17 protein-coding genes, 1 pseudogene and 1 riboswitch are annotated in these 15,100 nt (G+C 35.8%); of the genes and pseudogenes, 7 read left to right on the top strand and 11 right to left on the bottom strand.

From position 1 onward, the window contains the following. Nucleotides 1-145 precede the first annotated feature (145 nt). Together J0L69_10470 and J0L69_10465 are read right to left on the bottom strand one after the other, a co-directional pair. Nucleotides 146-682 carry an AAA family ATPase gene (locus J0L69_10470; GenBank protein ID MBN8693612.1) on the bottom strand — a complete coding sequence of 179 codons (537 nt, stop codon included), beginning with the start codon at nucleotides 680-682 and terminating at the stop codon, nucleotides 146-148. Further along, nucleotides 661-1,206 carry a nicotinamide mononucleotide transporter gene (locus J0L69_10465; GenBank protein MBN8693611.1) on the bottom strand — a complete coding sequence of 182 codons (546 nt, stop codon included), beginning with the start codon at nucleotides 1,204-1,206 and terminating at the stop codon, nucleotides 661-663. Before J0L69_10465 ends, J0L69_10470 begins: the two co-directional genes overlap by 22 nt. An 18-nt stretch (nucleotides 1,207-1,224) precedes the next feature. After that, a riboswitch (TPP riboswitch) is annotated at nucleotides 1,225-1,388 on the bottom strand. A 65-nt stretch (nucleotides 1,389-1,453) separates the two neighbouring features. Between J0L69_10465 and purB the strand changes: the two genes are divergently transcribed. From purB to J0L69_10430, 7 genes and pseudogenes are all read left to right on the top strand, one after another. Next, nucleotides 1,454-2,809 carry an adenylosuccinate lyase gene (gene purB / locus J0L69_10460; GenBank protein ID MBN8693610.1) on the top strand — a complete coding sequence of 452 codons (1,356 nt, stop codon included), beginning with the start codon at nucleotides 1,454-1,456 and terminating at the stop codon, nucleotides 2,807-2,809. Between the two features lies 1 nt (nucleotide 2,810). Beyond that, nucleotides 2,811-3,272 carry a hypothetical protein gene (locus J0L69_10455; protein MBN8693609.1) on the top strand — a complete coding sequence of 154 codons (462 nt, stop codon included), beginning with the start codon at nucleotides 2,811-2,813 and terminating at the stop codon, nucleotides 3,270-3,272. Further along, nucleotides 3,265-3,741 (top strand): hypothetical protein, encoded by a 477-nt coding sequence (locus J0L69_10450; GenBank protein ID MBN8693608.1) that lies wholly within the window; start codon nucleotides 3,265-3,267, stop codon nucleotides 3,739-3,741. The genes J0L69_10455 and J0L69_10450 overlap by 8 nt, the downstream gene beginning before the upstream one ends. A gap of 145 nt (nucleotides 3,742-3,886) precedes the next feature. Continuing rightward, nucleotides 3,887-5,416 carry a transcription termination factor Rho gene (gene rho, locus J0L69_10445; GenBank protein MBN8693607.1) on the top strand — a complete coding sequence of 510 codons (1,530 nt, stop codon included), beginning with the start codon at nucleotides 3,887-3,889 and terminating at the stop codon, nucleotides 5,414-5,416. Between the two features lie 95 nt (nucleotides 5,417-5,511). Further along, on the top strand, nucleotides 5,512-6,018 hold the full coding sequence (locus J0L69_10440) for a DUF4199 domain-containing protein (protein MBN8693606.1): 507 nt from the start codon (nucleotides 5,512-5,514) through the stop codon (nucleotides 6,016-6,018). 72 nt (nucleotides 6,019-6,090) lie between these two features. After that, nucleotides 6,091-6,489, top strand: a complete 399-nt coding sequence (locus tag J0L69_10435; protein ID MBN8693605.1) for a hypothetical protein — start codon at nucleotides 6,091-6,093, stop codon at nucleotides 6,487-6,489. 116 nt (nucleotides 6,490-6,605) lie between these two features. Then, nucleotides 6,606-7,238 (top strand): annotated as a pseudogene (locus tag J0L69_10430) (hypothetical protein). A 2-nt stretch (nucleotides 7,239-7,240) separates the two neighbouring features. Here the strand turns inward: J0L69_10430 and J0L69_10425 are convergent. The 9 genes from J0L69_10425 to recA all read right to left on the bottom strand — a co-directional run bounded on the left by J0L69_10425 (nucleotide 7,241) and on the right by recA (nucleotide 15,009). Continuing rightward, a complete protein-coding gene (locus J0L69_10425; GenBank protein MBN8693604.1) occupies nucleotides 7,241-7,666 on the bottom strand; it encodes a hypothetical protein in 426 nt (141 codons plus the stop codon). A 25-nt stretch (nucleotides 7,667-7,691) separates the two neighbouring features. Then, complete coding sequence (locus J0L69_10420; protein ID MBN8693603.1) at nucleotides 7,692-8,660, bottom strand: hypothetical protein; 969 nt, start codon at nucleotides 8,658-8,660, stop codon at nucleotides 7,692-7,694. Nucleotides 8,661-8,738: 78 nt separating this feature from the next. Continuing rightward, nucleotides 8,739-9,458 carry an MBL fold metallo-hydrolase gene (locus tag J0L69_10415; protein ID MBN8693602.1) on the bottom strand — a complete coding sequence of 240 codons (720 nt, stop codon included), beginning with the start codon at nucleotides 9,456-9,458 and terminating at the stop codon, nucleotides 8,739-8,741. Between the two features lie 289 nt (nucleotides 9,459-9,747). After that, a complete protein-coding gene (locus J0L69_10410) occupies nucleotides 9,748-9,954 on the bottom strand; it encodes a hypothetical protein (GenBank protein ID MBN8693601.1) in 207 nt (68 codons plus the stop codon). A 163-nt stretch (nucleotides 9,955-10,117) separates the two neighbouring features. After that, a complete protein-coding gene (locus tag J0L69_10405; GenBank protein MBN8693600.1) occupies nucleotides 10,118-11,050 on the bottom strand; it encodes a hypothetical protein in 933 nt (310 codons plus the stop codon). Between the two features lie 206 nt (nucleotides 11,051-11,256). Next, a complete protein-coding gene (locus J0L69_10400; GenBank protein MBN8693599.1) occupies nucleotides 11,257-12,537 on the bottom strand; it encodes a hypothetical protein in 1,281 nt (426 codons plus the stop codon). A gap of 245 nt (nucleotides 12,538-12,782) precedes the next feature. Next, nucleotides 12,783-13,052, bottom strand: coding sequence for a hypothetical protein (locus tag J0L69_10395; protein ID MBN8693598.1), 270 nt, complete (start codon nucleotides 13,050-13,052; stop codon nucleotides 12,783-12,785). Between the two features lie 437 nt (nucleotides 13,053-13,489). Further along, nucleotides 13,490-13,765: a hypothetical protein gene (locus tag J0L69_10390; GenBank protein ID MBN8693597.1), complete on the bottom strand. Its 276-nt coding sequence runs from the start codon at nucleotides 13,763-13,765 to the stop codon at nucleotides 13,490-13,492. A gap of 218 nt (nucleotides 13,766-13,983) precedes the next feature. Further along, nucleotides 13,984-15,009, bottom strand: coding sequence for a recombinase RecA (gene recA, locus J0L69_10385; protein MBN8693596.1), 1,026 nt, complete (start codon nucleotides 15,007-15,009; stop codon nucleotides 13,984-13,986). Nucleotides 15,010-15,100 lie beyond the last annotated feature (91 nt).

The following is a 15,100-nucleotide window of genomic DNA, read 5'->3' as shown; positions in this document are numbered from 1 at the left end:
CATTTGCTTTTTAACTGTTCCCTACGCAGGCATTATCCTGTTCAGGTGCATAACAACAGTGGTTGGACACTTATTGTTATTGGGTATAATCTCAGCCTATAGTAAACTATAAGCACCCCTTAAGACCGAGGCAAATATACGAAAATTAAGTCAGCGCAAAATGCTTTTTAATAATACTGACAGCATTCGTTAAGCGTTGTTCTTGCAAACCTTTCACTATTTCGTAACTTGCCTTAAGTTCCTTTAGTAGTTCAATGTTTTTGTTGAGTAATTCGCCGCGGTTATGCGGATTTTTTCTTTGTCCGTCGGCCACCCAAGGCACATCATTATCAGTGACCAAGTAAAAATCGTAATGATGTTTGAAAATTCTTTCGTTTATAAAAGGAGCGGTTTTTCCGAAAACCTCTTCGCTCCAAATCTTACCTGTTATTAAGGTTGTATCACAAAATAAAAATCTTGTAGCATGTACAGATTTTAATTCTTCATTCTCCAATTGTTTGCTGTATATTTTATCAAACACATCAATCGAATAATCATCGATGTTGTGTGTGTTAAAATATTCGCGGGCATATTCCTCCACATATTCGGTATGGAAATACTGAGCCAATTCTTTTACAAGAGTAGACTTACCGGTACTTTCGGCGCCGATGACGGCAATTTTTATGATACTGTTTTTTTCCAATTTAAGTAGCTATATAAAGCAATGATGGTAAAGAATAAATATAAAAGAGCATACAAATAAAGATCTTTTGAAAAATAGAGACCAATGTAAGCGAAATCAATCAGCACCCAAAACGCCCAGTTCTGAACCCATTTCTTCGTCATCATATAAGTGGCCGTTAAACTACATGCTGTGAGCAAAGCGTCCATAAAAACTTTATCACCTTTAAATACAACGAGCAAATAGTAATAAATAAAAAATTGAGCAACCGTGAATGCGCTGAGCGGTAAAATAAGTTTTATAGGTAGCGATGTAACTTTAAAATCATCTTTCTTTTTTTTATTCCAATATACCCAGCCGTAAACACCGCTGATAAAATAAAACACTTGTAAGGCCATGTCGCCATACAAACGCGATTCATAAAATTCAATACCGGAAGTAAGCACCGAAATTAAGGCCATTGGCCAGCACCAAATACTTTGTTTGATAGTGAGGATAACGCCCGCTACACCGCTAATTAAAGCTATGATACCAAGTAATGTCATAATTTAAAAGGGGAGCGCGAAAACAGAATTACTTTTCCCTTCGTCGGCATTACCCGCATCAGGTAGTAAGGGTGTTTTCTCAGCTTACTATTGATTATTTCTTGTTTAATGTTTCTTGTTAGTTATTAACTAGAAACCAGAAACCTCAAATAACCTAATAGTCAGCACCCCTAAAGTGCCCTAAAGGTAAGTTTTTAATGTGAGATTACAGATATAAAAAAACCGTATCTTTGCTTTTTACATTTTTATGGAATTAAGTGCTCTTACAGCCATATCGCCGGTTGACGGCAGATACAGAAAAGCAACAGAAGATTTAGCGGCCTACTTTTCGGAGTATGGCTTAATTAAATACCGCGTATTAATTGAAATTGAATATTTCATCGCGTTAACTGAGAACAAGCTTCCACAGCTCAATTTGTTAAGCGCGGCGCAAAAAGAAAGCTTACGTAAAGTGGTGAGTGAATTTTCTTTGGCGGATGCGCAAAAAATTAAAGACACAGAAAAAACAACCAATCATGATGTGAAAGCGGTGGAATATTTCGTTAAAGAAAAATTAACCGCAGTTGGTTTGGAAAAATATTTGGAGTTTGTACACTTCGGATTAACTTCTCAGGATATTAATAACACTGCCATTCCTTTATCCTTAAAGGATGCTACTCACAACGTATTATTCAGGCAAACCGATGCTTTAATATCCAAACTCAAAGATTTAGCGAAAACCTGGGAAGCAGTTCCGATGTTGGCGCGCACTCACGGACAACCCGCCTCTCCTACAAAATTAGGAAAGGAAATTTATGTGTTTGTAGAAAGACTGGAAAAGCAAATCAATCAATTAAAAGCCGTTCCTTATTCAGCAAAGTTTGGCGGCGCAACCGGTAATTTCAATGCGCATCAAGTAGCTTATCCAAAATATAATTGGGTTGAATTCGGAAATAATTTCGTGAATGGGACATTAGGTCTATCACGCTCGCAATTCACCACACAAATCGAACATTACGATAATTTAGCGGCTTATTGTGATGCCTGCAAGCGCATCAATACAATCTTAATCGATTTGTGTCGCGATATATGGTCGTACATCAGTGTGGAATATTTCAAACAAAAATTAAAAGCGGGTGAAGTAGGATCATCAGCCATGCCACATAAAGTAAATCCGATTGATTTTGAAAACGCGGAAGGAAACTTAGGTGTGGCGAACGCCTTGTTGGAGCACCTTGCTGCTAAACTTCCTGTATCACGTTTACAACGCGATTTAACCGACAGCACTGTTTTAAGAAACATTGGTGTGCCGATGTCGCATATGTTGATTTCATTCAGAAGTATTTTAAAAGGATTGGATAAATTGATTTTAAACGAAAAGGCTTTTGAATTAGACTTGGAAGATAACTGGGCTGTTGTGGCGGAAGCGGTACAAACGATTTTACGTCGCGAAGGCTATCCTAAGCCATACGAAGCATTAAAAGATTTAACACGTACCAATACACATGTAACGAAAGATTCTATGCACGCGTTTATCGATACATTAAATGTAAGTGCGACCATAAAAGAAGAATTAAAGAAGATTACACCTCATAATTACACCGGTATTAATCCTAAATATTAACATGACAGAAAGAGTTTGGATATACGTTATCAGCAAAGAACTTAGCAACGAACAATTACAAATGCTAAGTGAGAATTGCAAGAACTTCGTAGCGGGTTGGACTGCACACGAAATTAAGTTGGCAGCTTCATTTGAAATATTTAAAAAGCGTTTGTTGATTTTTAAAGTGGATGAAAGCGCTTATAACGCCAGCGGATGCAGCATTGATAAATTACAACGTTTTGTTAAAGAGCAAGAAATTCATTTCAATATTGAGTTGTTAAACCGTTTATTGGTTGTATACGATAAAAACGAAGAGCCTATTGTCATTCATTCATCTAAAATTACAGAGCTGTTACAATCGGGTGAAATTACCGGCGATACGCTTATTTACGACAATACCATCAGCTCTTCCTTACAATGGGCAGAGTGGAAGAAGCCTCTTAAAAATACATGGCTCGCTAAATATGTAGTGAATGTTTAAGTATGTAATAATATTATCTGCAGTTTTTTTAATTGCATGTAGGAAGGATAAGGGAATTAACCCTGACTTAGCTTACAAGGATTATTCTTTATTGGATAGTTGTAAAAACGAGGCAGCCTTTAATTATTATAAAAACGATCCAAACATTATTTATCCCGGCAATAACGGAGCACACGGCAGTTTTAAATTAAAATTTAATAAAACCGCATTTGCCGCATTAACAGATAACGGTAAACTTCCATTAAACACAAAATTCCCTGAGCGATCCATGGTAGTAAAGGAAGTGATGTCGGGAACCAGTTTGAATTTTTATGCATTTATGTATAAGTATAAAGGTGCCTGGATTTGGGGAGAAGTCAAGCCAAACGGAGAGGTTATTTATAGTGTAGAAAAAGACCCTGCATTATGTATTAATTGTCATCAACAGACCGGAAATCGTGATCTTGTGGATACTTTTATTTTTTATTGAAATATTTTTGGATTTCAGAAAAATCCCTTATACTTGTACTACGATATCTGAATGCCTTATATTCTTGAGGCATAAAAATCAGAACCCATTTTAGTATAAAAAAATTATCACATAATTAATCTCTTAATTTAATCTACTTAATCCTATGTTTCAAGTAATGGATTTAAGCAATCGCTTATTGTCAGACCTAAAAGACATCGCTAAAAAGTTTGGTATTGATACCAAAGGCATGAATAAAGGCGACATTGTTTTAAAAATTATTGATGCTCAAAACGCTAATCCTGATTTGGCTGCTAAATTAAGCGGCAAAAAAGGAGAGGTTAAAACCGAACGCAGAGACCCCGATGGGAAACGTCCGCGTAAATCGGTGAAATTAGAGCCTATTGTTGACGATACAGTGGAGCCTATTGCGGAAGAAGAAGTTATTCCCGTTGTGGAAGCAAAAGTGGAAGAGCCTGCCGTTACAGAACCTGTACAGCAAGCTGAATCATCCGGAATGCCGGAAGTTCATGAGGAGCCTGTTGAACATAAGAAAGCAGAGAAGGTACATTACAACTGGGATAATATTGTGTTTGCAGAAGGTGTACTTGAAATTATGCCAGATGGTTATGGTTTCATGCGTAGTTCGGATTACAATTATTTAAACTCACCGGATGACGTATATGTTTCTCAATCGCAGATAAAATTATTCGGATTAAAAACGGGTGATGTAATCCGCGGTGGAATTCGTCCGCCACGTGAGGGTGAAAAATATTTCCCTTTAATTAAAGTAGATAAAATTAACGGTCGCGAGCCGGCCTACGTGCGTGATCGTGTAGTGTTTGATTATTTAACACCATTATTCCCGAACGAAAAATTAAAATTAACCGGACATCCTCAAGAAACCATGAGCACACGTATCATTGATATGTTTGCACCTATTGGTAAAGGTCAGCGTGGATTAATTGTAGCGCAACCAAAAACCGGTAAAACGGTTTTATTAAAAGAAGTAGCTAATGCGATTGCATATAACCATCCTGAAGTTTATTTAATTATTTTATTAATTGATGAACGTCCGGAAGAGGTAACCGATATGGCACGCAGTGTAAAAGCGGAAGTAGTTTCTTCTACATTTGATGAGCCGGCAGAAAAGCATGTGAAGATTGCCAACATTGTATTGGAGAAATCAAAACGATTGGTAGAGTGCGGACATGACGTAGTTATTTTATTAGACAGTATTACACGTTTAGCGCGTGCTTATAATACCGTTTCTCCTGCCAGTGGTAAAGTATTAACCGGTGGTGTGGATGCAAACGCCTTACACAAACCAAAACGTTTCTTTGGTGCTGCCCGTAAAATTGAAAACGGAGGTTCCTTAACCATTATTGCAACCGCGTTAACTGAAACCGGTTCTAAAATGGATGAAGTTATCTTTGAAGAATTTAAAGGAACCGGTAACATGGAGTTGCAGCTCGACCGTAAGTTAGCGAATCGTCGTATTTATCCGGCGGTAGATTTATTGGCCAGCTCAACACGTCGCGATGATTTATTATTAGAGAAAGACATGTTAAGTCGTTTATGGGTGTTAAGAAAACATTTGGGCGACATGACACCGCAGGAAGCGATGGAATTTTTACAAGACCGCTTACGCAGAACGCAAACTAACGAAGAATTTTTAATTAGTATGAATGGATAGGGGATTTAGTTGGTAGTTGAGAGTTCGTAGAAACTTCCTTTCAACTCTAAACAACTAACTATTCTCTCCCAAGTACAAACTCCGAACTAAACAACATGAACAAACGCGTACTTTATATAGGATTAACTTACAGTATTCTTGTTATTATTTACAAGCTCATTATTGTATTAGGAGGTTATCAGCTAACTAAATTCGGATTTTATTATTCGCACATCCTATCGGTGTTTGCTATTATTCCTTTTATGGTATTAGCCATAAAGCAGGTGAGAGATAAAGATTTGGGTGGATTTATTGCAGGCAGAAATGCCATGGCCGTAGGCATGACTGTAGCAGCCATCGCCATGGTGATTTTAAGTGTGTATCAATACATAGAGTTTGAATGGAAATTAAAAGACTTATCCATTCAGTATTATAACGGCGCAGAGTATTTAGAGTTTTTAAAGAAGAATCCGAAAATAAAGGCGGAGATGTATCCAAAAATCATCGAAGAAAACATCGCGGCTTTATCGGCTTTTAAAGCGATAACAGCTAAATTATTTAGCTTCTTATTCATTACCGTAAGTACCGCCTTTATCAGCGCGGTGTTTATGAAGAAAAATTAAATCTTTTTACAGGATTTACTTGTTGTAACACTTTCTTTTATTAATTTCATAATAAATTATTAAACCCTTTTTATGAGATTATTTTATGTTTTGGCTACTGTGCTCGTTATGAGCGCCTGCGGAAATAAAGATGCCGCTAACGGAGAAGAAAGTGGAGCTGCCACTGAGCAAGCAGGATTTGAAGCGGCTGATAAATTCATCGGTAAATGGCATGCCGAAAATGCGCCAACCGAAACAATCAACATCGCGAAGGCCCCTGATTTCGATAAAACGCATAACTGCGTGGTGAATGATGGTAAAACCGAATTCTCATTTAATTTTTTGAAAGATGAAAAAATGCTGCGTTTACGTCAGCCTGAATACTGGATACAAATTTTGCACGACGAAGCCGCAAATCAATTATTATGGAAAGTTGTACACTTTGATGAAACCGAAGGGAAAGTAGTAAAGAAATATATTTTTCAAGAATAAAAAAAAGGAGAGCAAACGCTCTCCTTTTTTTTATATGGTATAAAAACGCACTTTCATATGCGCTATCTTGCTTATTGACATAGTCGTAAAAGTATTGTAACTTTGTATAAATGTCTATTAAACATGAATTACAGAATATCATTTCAGGAAATGGATCGGTTAGGAATGGAGAAATTATCCAAGCAATCAACCACCACCTTAGAGGAAAAAAGAAGGCAATTTCAGAATCTGAATAAACAAAGCTCCTCAAGAAGCAAGAAGCGAAAATCTTAATTGAATTTATCGATGCTCAAGGTCTTTGGGTTAAGGAAATCGATAAAACAAAATATATCGGAGAAGGGGCAGAGCAAAAAATTTTCGAGTTTTCAAATCCTCAATTTGTACTTAAATTAAACGATTCCATTTTTTATGAATTCTGGGAGGATTATTTTAATAGTCTCCTTATTCATAATTTTTTCTTTCCTCATTTGGCGTATGAACTATTAGGATTTTATCATTCAGACGATAATCTGTGTGCCGTTGTTAAGCAGCCTTTTGTTAAATCAACCGAAATCACTAATCTTAATAATGTGAAGGAATTCCTTGCTGAAAATGGTTTCATTAACAAAAAGGACAATGATTACTATCATCCTGATTTAGGTATCATATTAGAAGATTTGCATGACGAAAATGTATTGACTGAAGAAGGGTCGTTACAATTCATCGATACTGTTTTCTTTTTGATGCCCTCATTTTTCGAGAAGGAATGAAATTATTGATTCCCGATTAATTTTCCATCCTGATAAACTTCCATTTTATTAACCGAACCATCTTCGTTGTAATAGGTCCAGGTCCCGTGTTTTTTATCATCCATATATCTGCCTACACTCAAAACTGCAGGTTGAAAAACAATCTCCGCTTTTAATGTGCTGTCAATTCCCTTAATGGAATCTTTCGGAATTTTAGGTAAACCCGCCGCGCAATCGGTTTTAATAAACCAGCGTCCTTGTTTACCTTTTGGTGTTGTTACATTAATGGTATCGTTTGTAACGGGATCTAACTCAAATGAAAGTTTGGTGTCTTCATAGGATTCCTGACTTTCACAAAAAATAAAAAGGAGGGAAATCAAACACACTACTAAAGAATTAAACACTTTCATGGCAACTAAAGTAGAGATTTTTTGTTTCGATGCGTTCAAAATAATGTTAACGCACAATATTATCTCATTGTTTTTCTTTTATTCTGTCGAGGAAGAAAAGAATCACCGCGAGATTTACATCAGAAGTGGTCCAATGCCCAACGTTTTCAAATGTTTTAAATACGGGTGAAATACCATTCGCCTGATAAAGTTTTTGGCAGGCTACATAACGTTCTTGCACTGTTTTCGCGAGGTGACGGTTAATGATAGCACGTTCTTCTTCATTATACGCATCATCAAATTGAACCGCATCATTATCATCTAATTTTCCCATGTAAATAAACTGAGGAATCGTTGCATAAGTTGCTTTATCAAAATTTTTCCCGAATAATTTATTGAAATCATTTATTCCGAGCGGATAATTAAGCGCGGTGTTGTTTATTTGTTTTTGCGGTAACATCAATTCTCCGTTAAATCCGCCGATGGCTAAGGCTTGAATTATGTTGGGATGTATAAACGAAAAACGATTGGTAAAAGTAGCGGAAGCGGAAAAACCATTCATGAAAATTTTCTCGTTAACCGAAATACCCATCGACTTCAATACTGTTTTAGCATCTTTAATCATTTCCAGTAATTGTAAATCGAGACGTTTAAATTCCTGTGATTTTTCCATAATCACATCCCGGTCTAATGCATGCGTGTACATAAGTGGTTGTGAGGCGGGACGAGAAAAAACAGGCACCAACAAAGGAATTTTAAGTTCTGTAGAAATGTTATTGCCCACCGAACTCACCGAAGCCAAATCAATGGCGTATTTTTTATGGAATTCGATACTATCCGAAAGTTTACCGGTATTATTAGGTTCAACAAGCAGGAAAATAGTTTTGTTAAGTGGTGTGCCTTTAGGAATAAATAAAATATAATCGTTATAAAATCCTTTTGTCGGATTTTTTGGAATGATAATTAAGCTGTCTCTCTGCAATTTTGATACGGCAGATTGAGTATAGGAAGCAAGAGAGCAGAGCAGGAAACTAAAAATATAAATCGCACGCATTTTAAGGGTTTTTATAATACGACGATGAAGTAGGGGAAAAAGTTACAGGTGGAGGGTTAATTAAGAATAAAATATTTCTCACTTCTTAATTTCTACTACATCTTTGGCTACCGTTTTGAATTTGCTAAACACCAAAGGGTCATGTCCCGGAATAATAAGATCTGTATCTCCCCCGGAATATAGTTTCATGTTTCTTAAGTTACGGATATAGGCTTTTTGATCGCTGGTAGCCGGACTCGACAGCATGTTGGTGATATTGCGGTAATATTTACAATTGTCGGAAGCAATAATCACATTTTGATTGCCATTATGTGCCATTACATATTGTGATCCGGGGGTGTGTTTGGAACCGGAAATTAATACAGTAACGTTGGGAAGAATCACGTGATCATGAAGAGGCTTTAAAAGCGTGAGACGACCTTTAGCTTTTAAGTCGATGACTTTTTGAATATCTTTTTTATTGAAACCAAAGGCTTCGGGATTTTTCTTTTTCGAAAGCAACTCATTGTAATCTTCTTCCTGCAGCCACACCATGGCGTTTGGGTAAAGATGAATGCCACCGATATGGTCCCAATGCGGATGCGTGATAATAATGTCGGTAACCTCCTCAGGTTTTATCTGAATGGAAGCAAGTAATTTATCGGGTTGAATGAAACTAATGGTGTTCGTATCAATGTCTGCATCCGAGGTAAAGCCCGCGTCAACCAAGATGATTTTATCTTTATTTCTCAGAACCCAATACATAAAGAAAACTTTTGTGCTATCACCGCCATTGTAACCCACGACTTGATCCGACATATGGACATAATTTTTTCGCTCACCGAATTTGAGAGCGTATATGTCGTAGCTTTGCGCGTTGAAAGTAAAAGCAAGACCAATAAAGAAAAGTATAAATAAGCACCGTGTCATAAATTAAAGGTAAGAAGTATTTATTAATATTCCCCGCATTTGATACGCTTCACAAACCTTTTTGAAATGCATCCTGCAAAAAGGACTATAAAAATAAAAGCAAGGATTTTTTTCATTTTTTATTTCCTATAATTCAGTGTCGTTTTAAGCGATAAAGTAGGGCTGATTATTGTTAATGTTACAGGTGTTTGTTATTTTGATTCTTTTTAAATTGATAGCGATTGATGAAGAAGAATACAGTTCCGGAAAGTATTAAGAACAAAGGTAAAGCCCCGGGTTCATCCTCTACAGTAATCATAAAAATCAATAATATAATTCCTAAAAGGATGGTTACAATGGAGAGTATTTTCCCCCATTTTAGTTTTTGACTAATTTCTGTTTTCATGAGTTACTGATCATAAAAAATAAATCCTACTCGTATGGCTTTTCGGTGTCGCCCCGTTTATGGAATGGTTGCCGGCTCCATTTTAATTGTCTTTTTATAAATGGAGTTAGTAAAAGTCGAAGTTCAAAGTGAGGGATTGTTTTAGGCAAATGTTAGCTCTCTTTTATTTAAGGCCTTTGTTCAGAAATTCAATAAACTCTTCTTTATTGTTAGTATAACCAATTTCAGATAAAACTTTTCCAGAGTCGTCTATAATGCAAAAATATGGTTGGTAGTTTGTTTTAAAATTGTCTGTTTGCATTTTAATGAATTTTTTACCCATAGTAGTTTTTGTTATTTCGTCTTCACTATTGTCATCTGTGTATGCAATAAAGTAGTTAAAGTTTTGTACAATTAAAGTTTTAATTTTATCGTCAATCAAAATTCTGTCTTCTATTTTTCTAGCGTTAATGCAACCATAGCATGAGAAATATAACAATATTTTTTTTCCATTTTCTTTACCTGCCTTAATTGCGGTTTCAATTTCTGTAAGTTTGCTAAACTCGATTTTAGAGGGAATGCCTGAGGTTTTATTTTCTTTTGATGTGGTGTATAGGCTGAAGGCTTCTTTATATGTTAACTTTTGCGATGGATTAGCTTCAATGAATTTTTTAAAATTATCAAGTTCCGAATTAGGCATTCCAATTTTTTGAAGTAGTAAACGATCGTTTTCAAACTCTTCAATTGTTACAATTTTTTTCTCAAGAGTTTTTGAAACAATAAATATTTCACGATTGGTTAAATAAGTCGTTGTTTTTTTAAATTCATTAAAACTGTCTATTATTGCTTTATAAGTGACTTTTTTCTTGTCGTTTGTTAATTGGATTGTAATTTGGGCAACCATAGGACCATTTAAAATATCAACGTCAATTGAGTCAAGATTACCGCAAGTTTTTATAATCTCTAAATCTAAAAGTATTGAGTCTTTTGATGGAGATGAGTTTTGTCTTGCGAAATAAGGGACTTTATTAATTGTCTTACTACAGTCGATATTGCTCCTTTGTCCAAATGAGGATATAGATAGAATTAAGGTTAGGGATATTATTAGTGTCTTCATAAATAAGTGCTAACGTTTTGCAAATAGACGAAGGCGGGTTTTAAAGCTTCCTTTGTCTCACGCACAATGTTAATTTAAAGATACAAATGATTATTAGCAAAGCCAAAACAAATTGAAGGTCTGTAAAGCGAGTAATAAATAGCTTTTCGATTACTATGTCTGTGCTAATTTATGGTAAGTGTAGTTATCCGTACGGGTACGTATTACTATGGAAATATTTTATCTCTGTCCATAGTGCTTAAAAAATCAATGCAATTTTTTACACCAGTTTTTCGTCTTTGGACTTTAGTTAAGCCATACGTGTTTGCGTTTTTGTATTTTATTTCACGTAAATATTTTGTCTTAATACCGAAATCAAAATTTCTAAAAACGTTATAAAGTTGAATGTCTACGTAATCGTCGATTAACGGAATATCTCGTTCAAGGTCAACAAATTTAAAGGCAGCTAGCCAACCTTCAAGTAGATTTCTTGTCTTAGTTAGAACTGTAATAAGATTTTTGTTTGAATTGGTATCAGTAACATCTCTTATTTTCTCTTTTAATGATTGAATTTTTTTCTTGTCAACCCACAAGGTTTTTCCATCGAATCTAATTGAAAGAAATTGAAATTTGTCAAATGAAGGATTTACAATTTTAGTTTTGGCGTCTTCTGCAGTATTCAATTCATGAATTTTTAATTTTAGTTTCTCTTCAAGAATTGATTTGGTTAATTGGTAAGCTTTTTTTGCTTCATCATGAGATTTACATAGTATAACAAAATCGTCAGCATACCGAACTAGTTTATATCCGGAATTTAAAACTTCTGCATCAAAGTCTGATAAATAAATGTTTGCAAATAGAGGAGATAGTGCGTTCCCTTGTGGAATACCATTAACTGAATCTTCAAAGTAATGTGCATTGATGGTATGTTCATTCATGTTTCCAACTTCCTGACTTAGTCCGCTTTTTATTAAGTCGTTTAAACTGTTGTCTGGAATATTTTTGAAAATTTTCTCTAAAAGAATCTCTCTATTAACATTGTCAAAAAACTTAATAATATCTGCCTCCAATATTATTTTGTTACCGTTGTTATAGTGCTTTACAATTTGTTTTATAGCATCGGCTATGCCAGTATTTTTTCTGTAAGCAAAGCTTGCCTCGTTGTTTAAATTAAATACGGGTGTCAATAGCTCATCAAGTTTAATAGCGATTGCTTTGCAAACTAATCTATCACCAATGTCGGCTATTCTTAGCGGTCTGTATTTACCTTTTTCTTTTTTAGGGATTAAAACTCCACGATAAGGTTGAAAAGTATAAGTTTTTTTACGAAGTTGTTTTGAAATATCTTGGATCCTCGTTTCAAGAGTATCCTGAAACTCTTTTATAGTTTCATTATTTAAACCTTTTGAATCTTTATTGGCTTTGTTTAGTGAGCTCCATGCTTTTCTAAGAAAGCTAGGTTCGGAAATTTCCGATAGTAGGTCGATTGTCTTTTTTTCGCTTTTCATTTCTTTGTCGTTTCCATTTTCATCTGTGATGAACCAGCAGACACAAAGCTAAAGACACATAGTATTGAGCCTAATACCCAAATGAACAAAATTGTCTTTGTCCTATTGAACGGCAATAGCTCCATCGCATTGGTTAAACAGTCAACAAAAGTTGAATGGGTAACATTTCCGCCAGACTTGCGCGCGAAATCCGCCACAAAACTGAGCTTAACCTTAAGCGTTTTTTCACCATATTAAATTGTATTTTAGTTGTAAGGTCGATTTGCGGTAAATGTCCGGCTTTTTTCGACTTTTGCAACTTTTTTGCAATTTTCTTTGGCTTGCGTCCCACCGCTGCACTTTAAAATTCCTTCATCCACCAAATTGGAAACGGGAAGCCCGCTGGTTTTAGTGGTTAAAGGAGCACAGAGTAGTGAGCCTAATACCCAAATGAACAAAATTGTCTTTGTCCTATTGAACGGCAATAGCTCCATCGCATTGGTTAAACAGTCAACAAAAGTTGAATGGGTAACCATAATATAAAGATAACATAAATGCCTCAGTAATTTAGGAGAAATAAATTAACATAAAGTTAATTTATTATGTTGATAAAGTTAGAACGCGTTTTTTGAGATCTTTCCACGCCTTGCGATTAATATTTGGTGGCTACTCGTTATTAGGATTTTGAACCACCAACATACTATAACTTCAGATGTTTATTTAAGTATGCCCAAGATAATTAGTCGCTGCAAATAAAAATTCATGAAGTAACCTTTTAATAGCGCATGGCGATGCGATACTTCTGTCTAATAGCCATTAGGTGCTGTTAGCTGTGGTTATGAGATAAACAGATTCTGTTAGTTGTTTTCAAAACTGAAGATTTGTTCAACGTGCCTGTCGAGCCAAAGAAAATAAACCACAAGAAGTAAAATTGTCACCAAGACAGTAATCAAAATCTTTCTTCTTTTGAACATTATTTTTTATATTTCGGTTCGCTGCCTGGTATGTCATATCCAATAGGAGTCGGCTTATGTTTTATTCTTGGAACGCCTTTTACTTTCGAATTTAATATTTCCAAAAAGTCAATAAGGTTCATCTTCTTGATATCATCAAGTTTTGTAATGTCATTGTCAGCTAGAAAAAGCATAATGTCATTCCAAATTTCCTTAGTGTTCTTTAGTTTTTTGATTTGAGGAATGTCCACATCGGCTCCGTAAACCAGTTTAAAAACGTTGTCTGATAACTCCATTATTATTAATTTTTATTTGTCCGCGTTGCAATTGCAGTTAACTAATTTATATCCGTAATTCAATCGCAAATTATTCTAAAATTATTTATTCTTCATATACTCAAAAACCATCGCTGTTTTCACAACGATGGTTTTCTTTACCAAAACAATGTGGCGTCCCTTATTCGCCACCGCGGGTACCACCCCGCAAACAAAACTCATAAAACCAAACCAATGGCTTATTCAGTAGGGGCAGAGTCTTCTTTTAAGGCTTCCTTAATTTTGTACTCTATCTCTCCTGCTAATTCAGGATTATCACTAAACAATTGTTTCACCGCATCACGTCCTTGTCCTAATTTGGTGTCGTCATAACTAAACCATGATCCGCTCTTCTTAATAATCCCTTTCTCCACACCAATATCTAATATCTCTCCAACACGGCTAATACCTTCTCCAAAAATGATGTCAAACTCCGCCTGACGGAATGGAGGCGCAACTTTATTCTTAATTACTTTCACACGTGCACGGTTTCCACTCACGGTTTCTCCGTCTTTCAACTGACTAATTCTGCGGATATCCAAACGCACCGATGCATAAAACTTTAACGCGTTACCGCCGGTTGTTGTCTCCGGATTTCCAAACATGATACCAATCTTTTCACGTAACTGGTTAATGAAAATACAGCAGCATCCTGTTTTATTAATGGTACCGGTTAACTTACGTAAAGCCTGGCTCATTAAACGTGCTTGTAATCCCATGCGGCTGTCGCCCATTTCTCCTTCAATCTCCGCTTTTGGCGTTAATGCCGCTACCGAGTCAATCACAATTAAATCAATCGCGCCCGAGCGAATTAAATTATCGGCAATTTCCAGTGCCTGCTCACCGTTATCTGGCTGAGAGATTAATAAACTTTGTGTGTCTACACCTAATTTCTCGGCATAAAAACGATCGAAAGCGTGCTCCGCGTCAATAATAGCTGCAATGCCGCCTTGTTTTTGTACGTTAGCAATCGCGTGAATCGCTAAAGTAGTTTTACCTGAAGACTCCGGACCGTAAATTTCTACGATACGTCCTTTTGGTAAACCGCCAATGCCTAAAGCGATGTCTAATCCTAAAGAGCCGGTTGAGATGGCTTCAATAGGTTCAACTACATTGTCGCCTAATTTCATGATGGCGCCTTTGCCATATGTTTTTTCTAATTTATCGAGTGTAAGTTGCAAAGCTTTCAGCTTTTCGCCGCTTACTTGTTTTTTGTTATCTGCCATTTCTAAAACTTCGTCTGATGATTTACGTGCCATGATTTCTGATTTTTTTGAGGTTATACTTTTTGCTTTTTACAATTAATTACGCTTTATA

It is taken from the genome of Bacteroidota bacterium, assembly GCA_017303905.1.
Lineage (GTDB): Bacteria > Bacteroidota > Bacteroidia > B-17B0 > Aurantibacillaceae > JAHEYG01.
The sequence above is the reverse complement of the archived record's forward strand: the minus strand, read 5'-3'. Positions and strand labels throughout refer to the sequence as shown.

Bases quoted from the DNA above. Each gene is read 5' to 3' on its own strand.
- J0L69_10465 (MBN8693611.1), bottom strand. From the start codon at position 1,206: ATGACATTACTTGGTATCATAGCTTTAATTAGCGGTGTAGCGGGCGTT.
- purB (MBN8693610.1), top strand. From the start codon at position 1,454: ATGGAATTAAGTGCTCTTACAGCCATATCGCCGGTTGACGGCAGATAC.
- J0L69_10455 (MBN8693609.1), top strand. From the start codon at position 2,811: ATGACAGAAAGAGTTTGGATATACGTTATCAGCAAAGAACTTAGCAAC.
- J0L69_10450 (MBN8693608.1), top strand. From the start codon at position 3,265: ATGTTTAAGTATGTAATAATATTATCTGCAGTTTTTTTAATTGCATGT.
- rho (MBN8693607.1), top strand. From the start codon at position 3,887: ATGTTTCAAGTAATGGATTTAAGCAATCGCTTATTGTCAGACCTAAAA.
- J0L69_10440 (MBN8693606.1), top strand. From the start codon at position 5,512: ATGAACAAACGCGTACTTTATATAGGATTAACTTACAGTATTCTTGTT.
- J0L69_10435 (MBN8693605.1), top strand. From the start codon at position 6,091: ATGAGATTATTTTATGTTTTGGCTACTGTGCTCGTTATGAGCGCCTGC.
- J0L69_10420 (MBN8693603.1), bottom strand. From the start codon at position 8,660: ATGCGTGCGATTTATATTTTTAGTTTCCTGCTCTGCTCTCTTGCTTCC.
- J0L69_10415 (MBN8693602.1), bottom strand. From the start codon at position 9,458: ATGTCGGATCAAGTCGTGGGTTACAATGGCGGTGATAGCACAAAAGTT.
- J0L69_10410 (MBN8693601.1), bottom strand. From the start codon at position 9,954: ATGAAAACAGAAATTAGTCAAAAACTAAAATGGGGGAAAATACTCTCC.
- J0L69_10405 (MBN8693600.1), bottom strand. From the start codon at position 11,050: ATGAAGACACTAATAATATCCCTAACCTTAATTCTATCTATATCCTCA.
- J0L69_10400 (MBN8693599.1), bottom strand. From the start codon at position 12,537: ATGAAAAGCGAAAAAAAGACAATCGACCTACTATCGGAAATTTCCGAA.
- J0L69_10395 (MBN8693598.1), bottom strand. From the start codon at position 13,052: ATGGTTACCCATTCAACTTTTGTTGACTGTTTAACCAATGCGATGGAG.
- J0L69_10390 (MBN8693597.1), bottom strand. From the start codon at position 13,765: ATGGAGTTATCAGACAACGTTTTTAAACTGGTTTACGGAGCCGATGTG.
- recA (MBN8693596.1), bottom strand. From the start codon at position 15,009: ATGGCAGATAACAAAAAACAAGTAAGCGGCGAAAAGCTGAAAGCTTTG.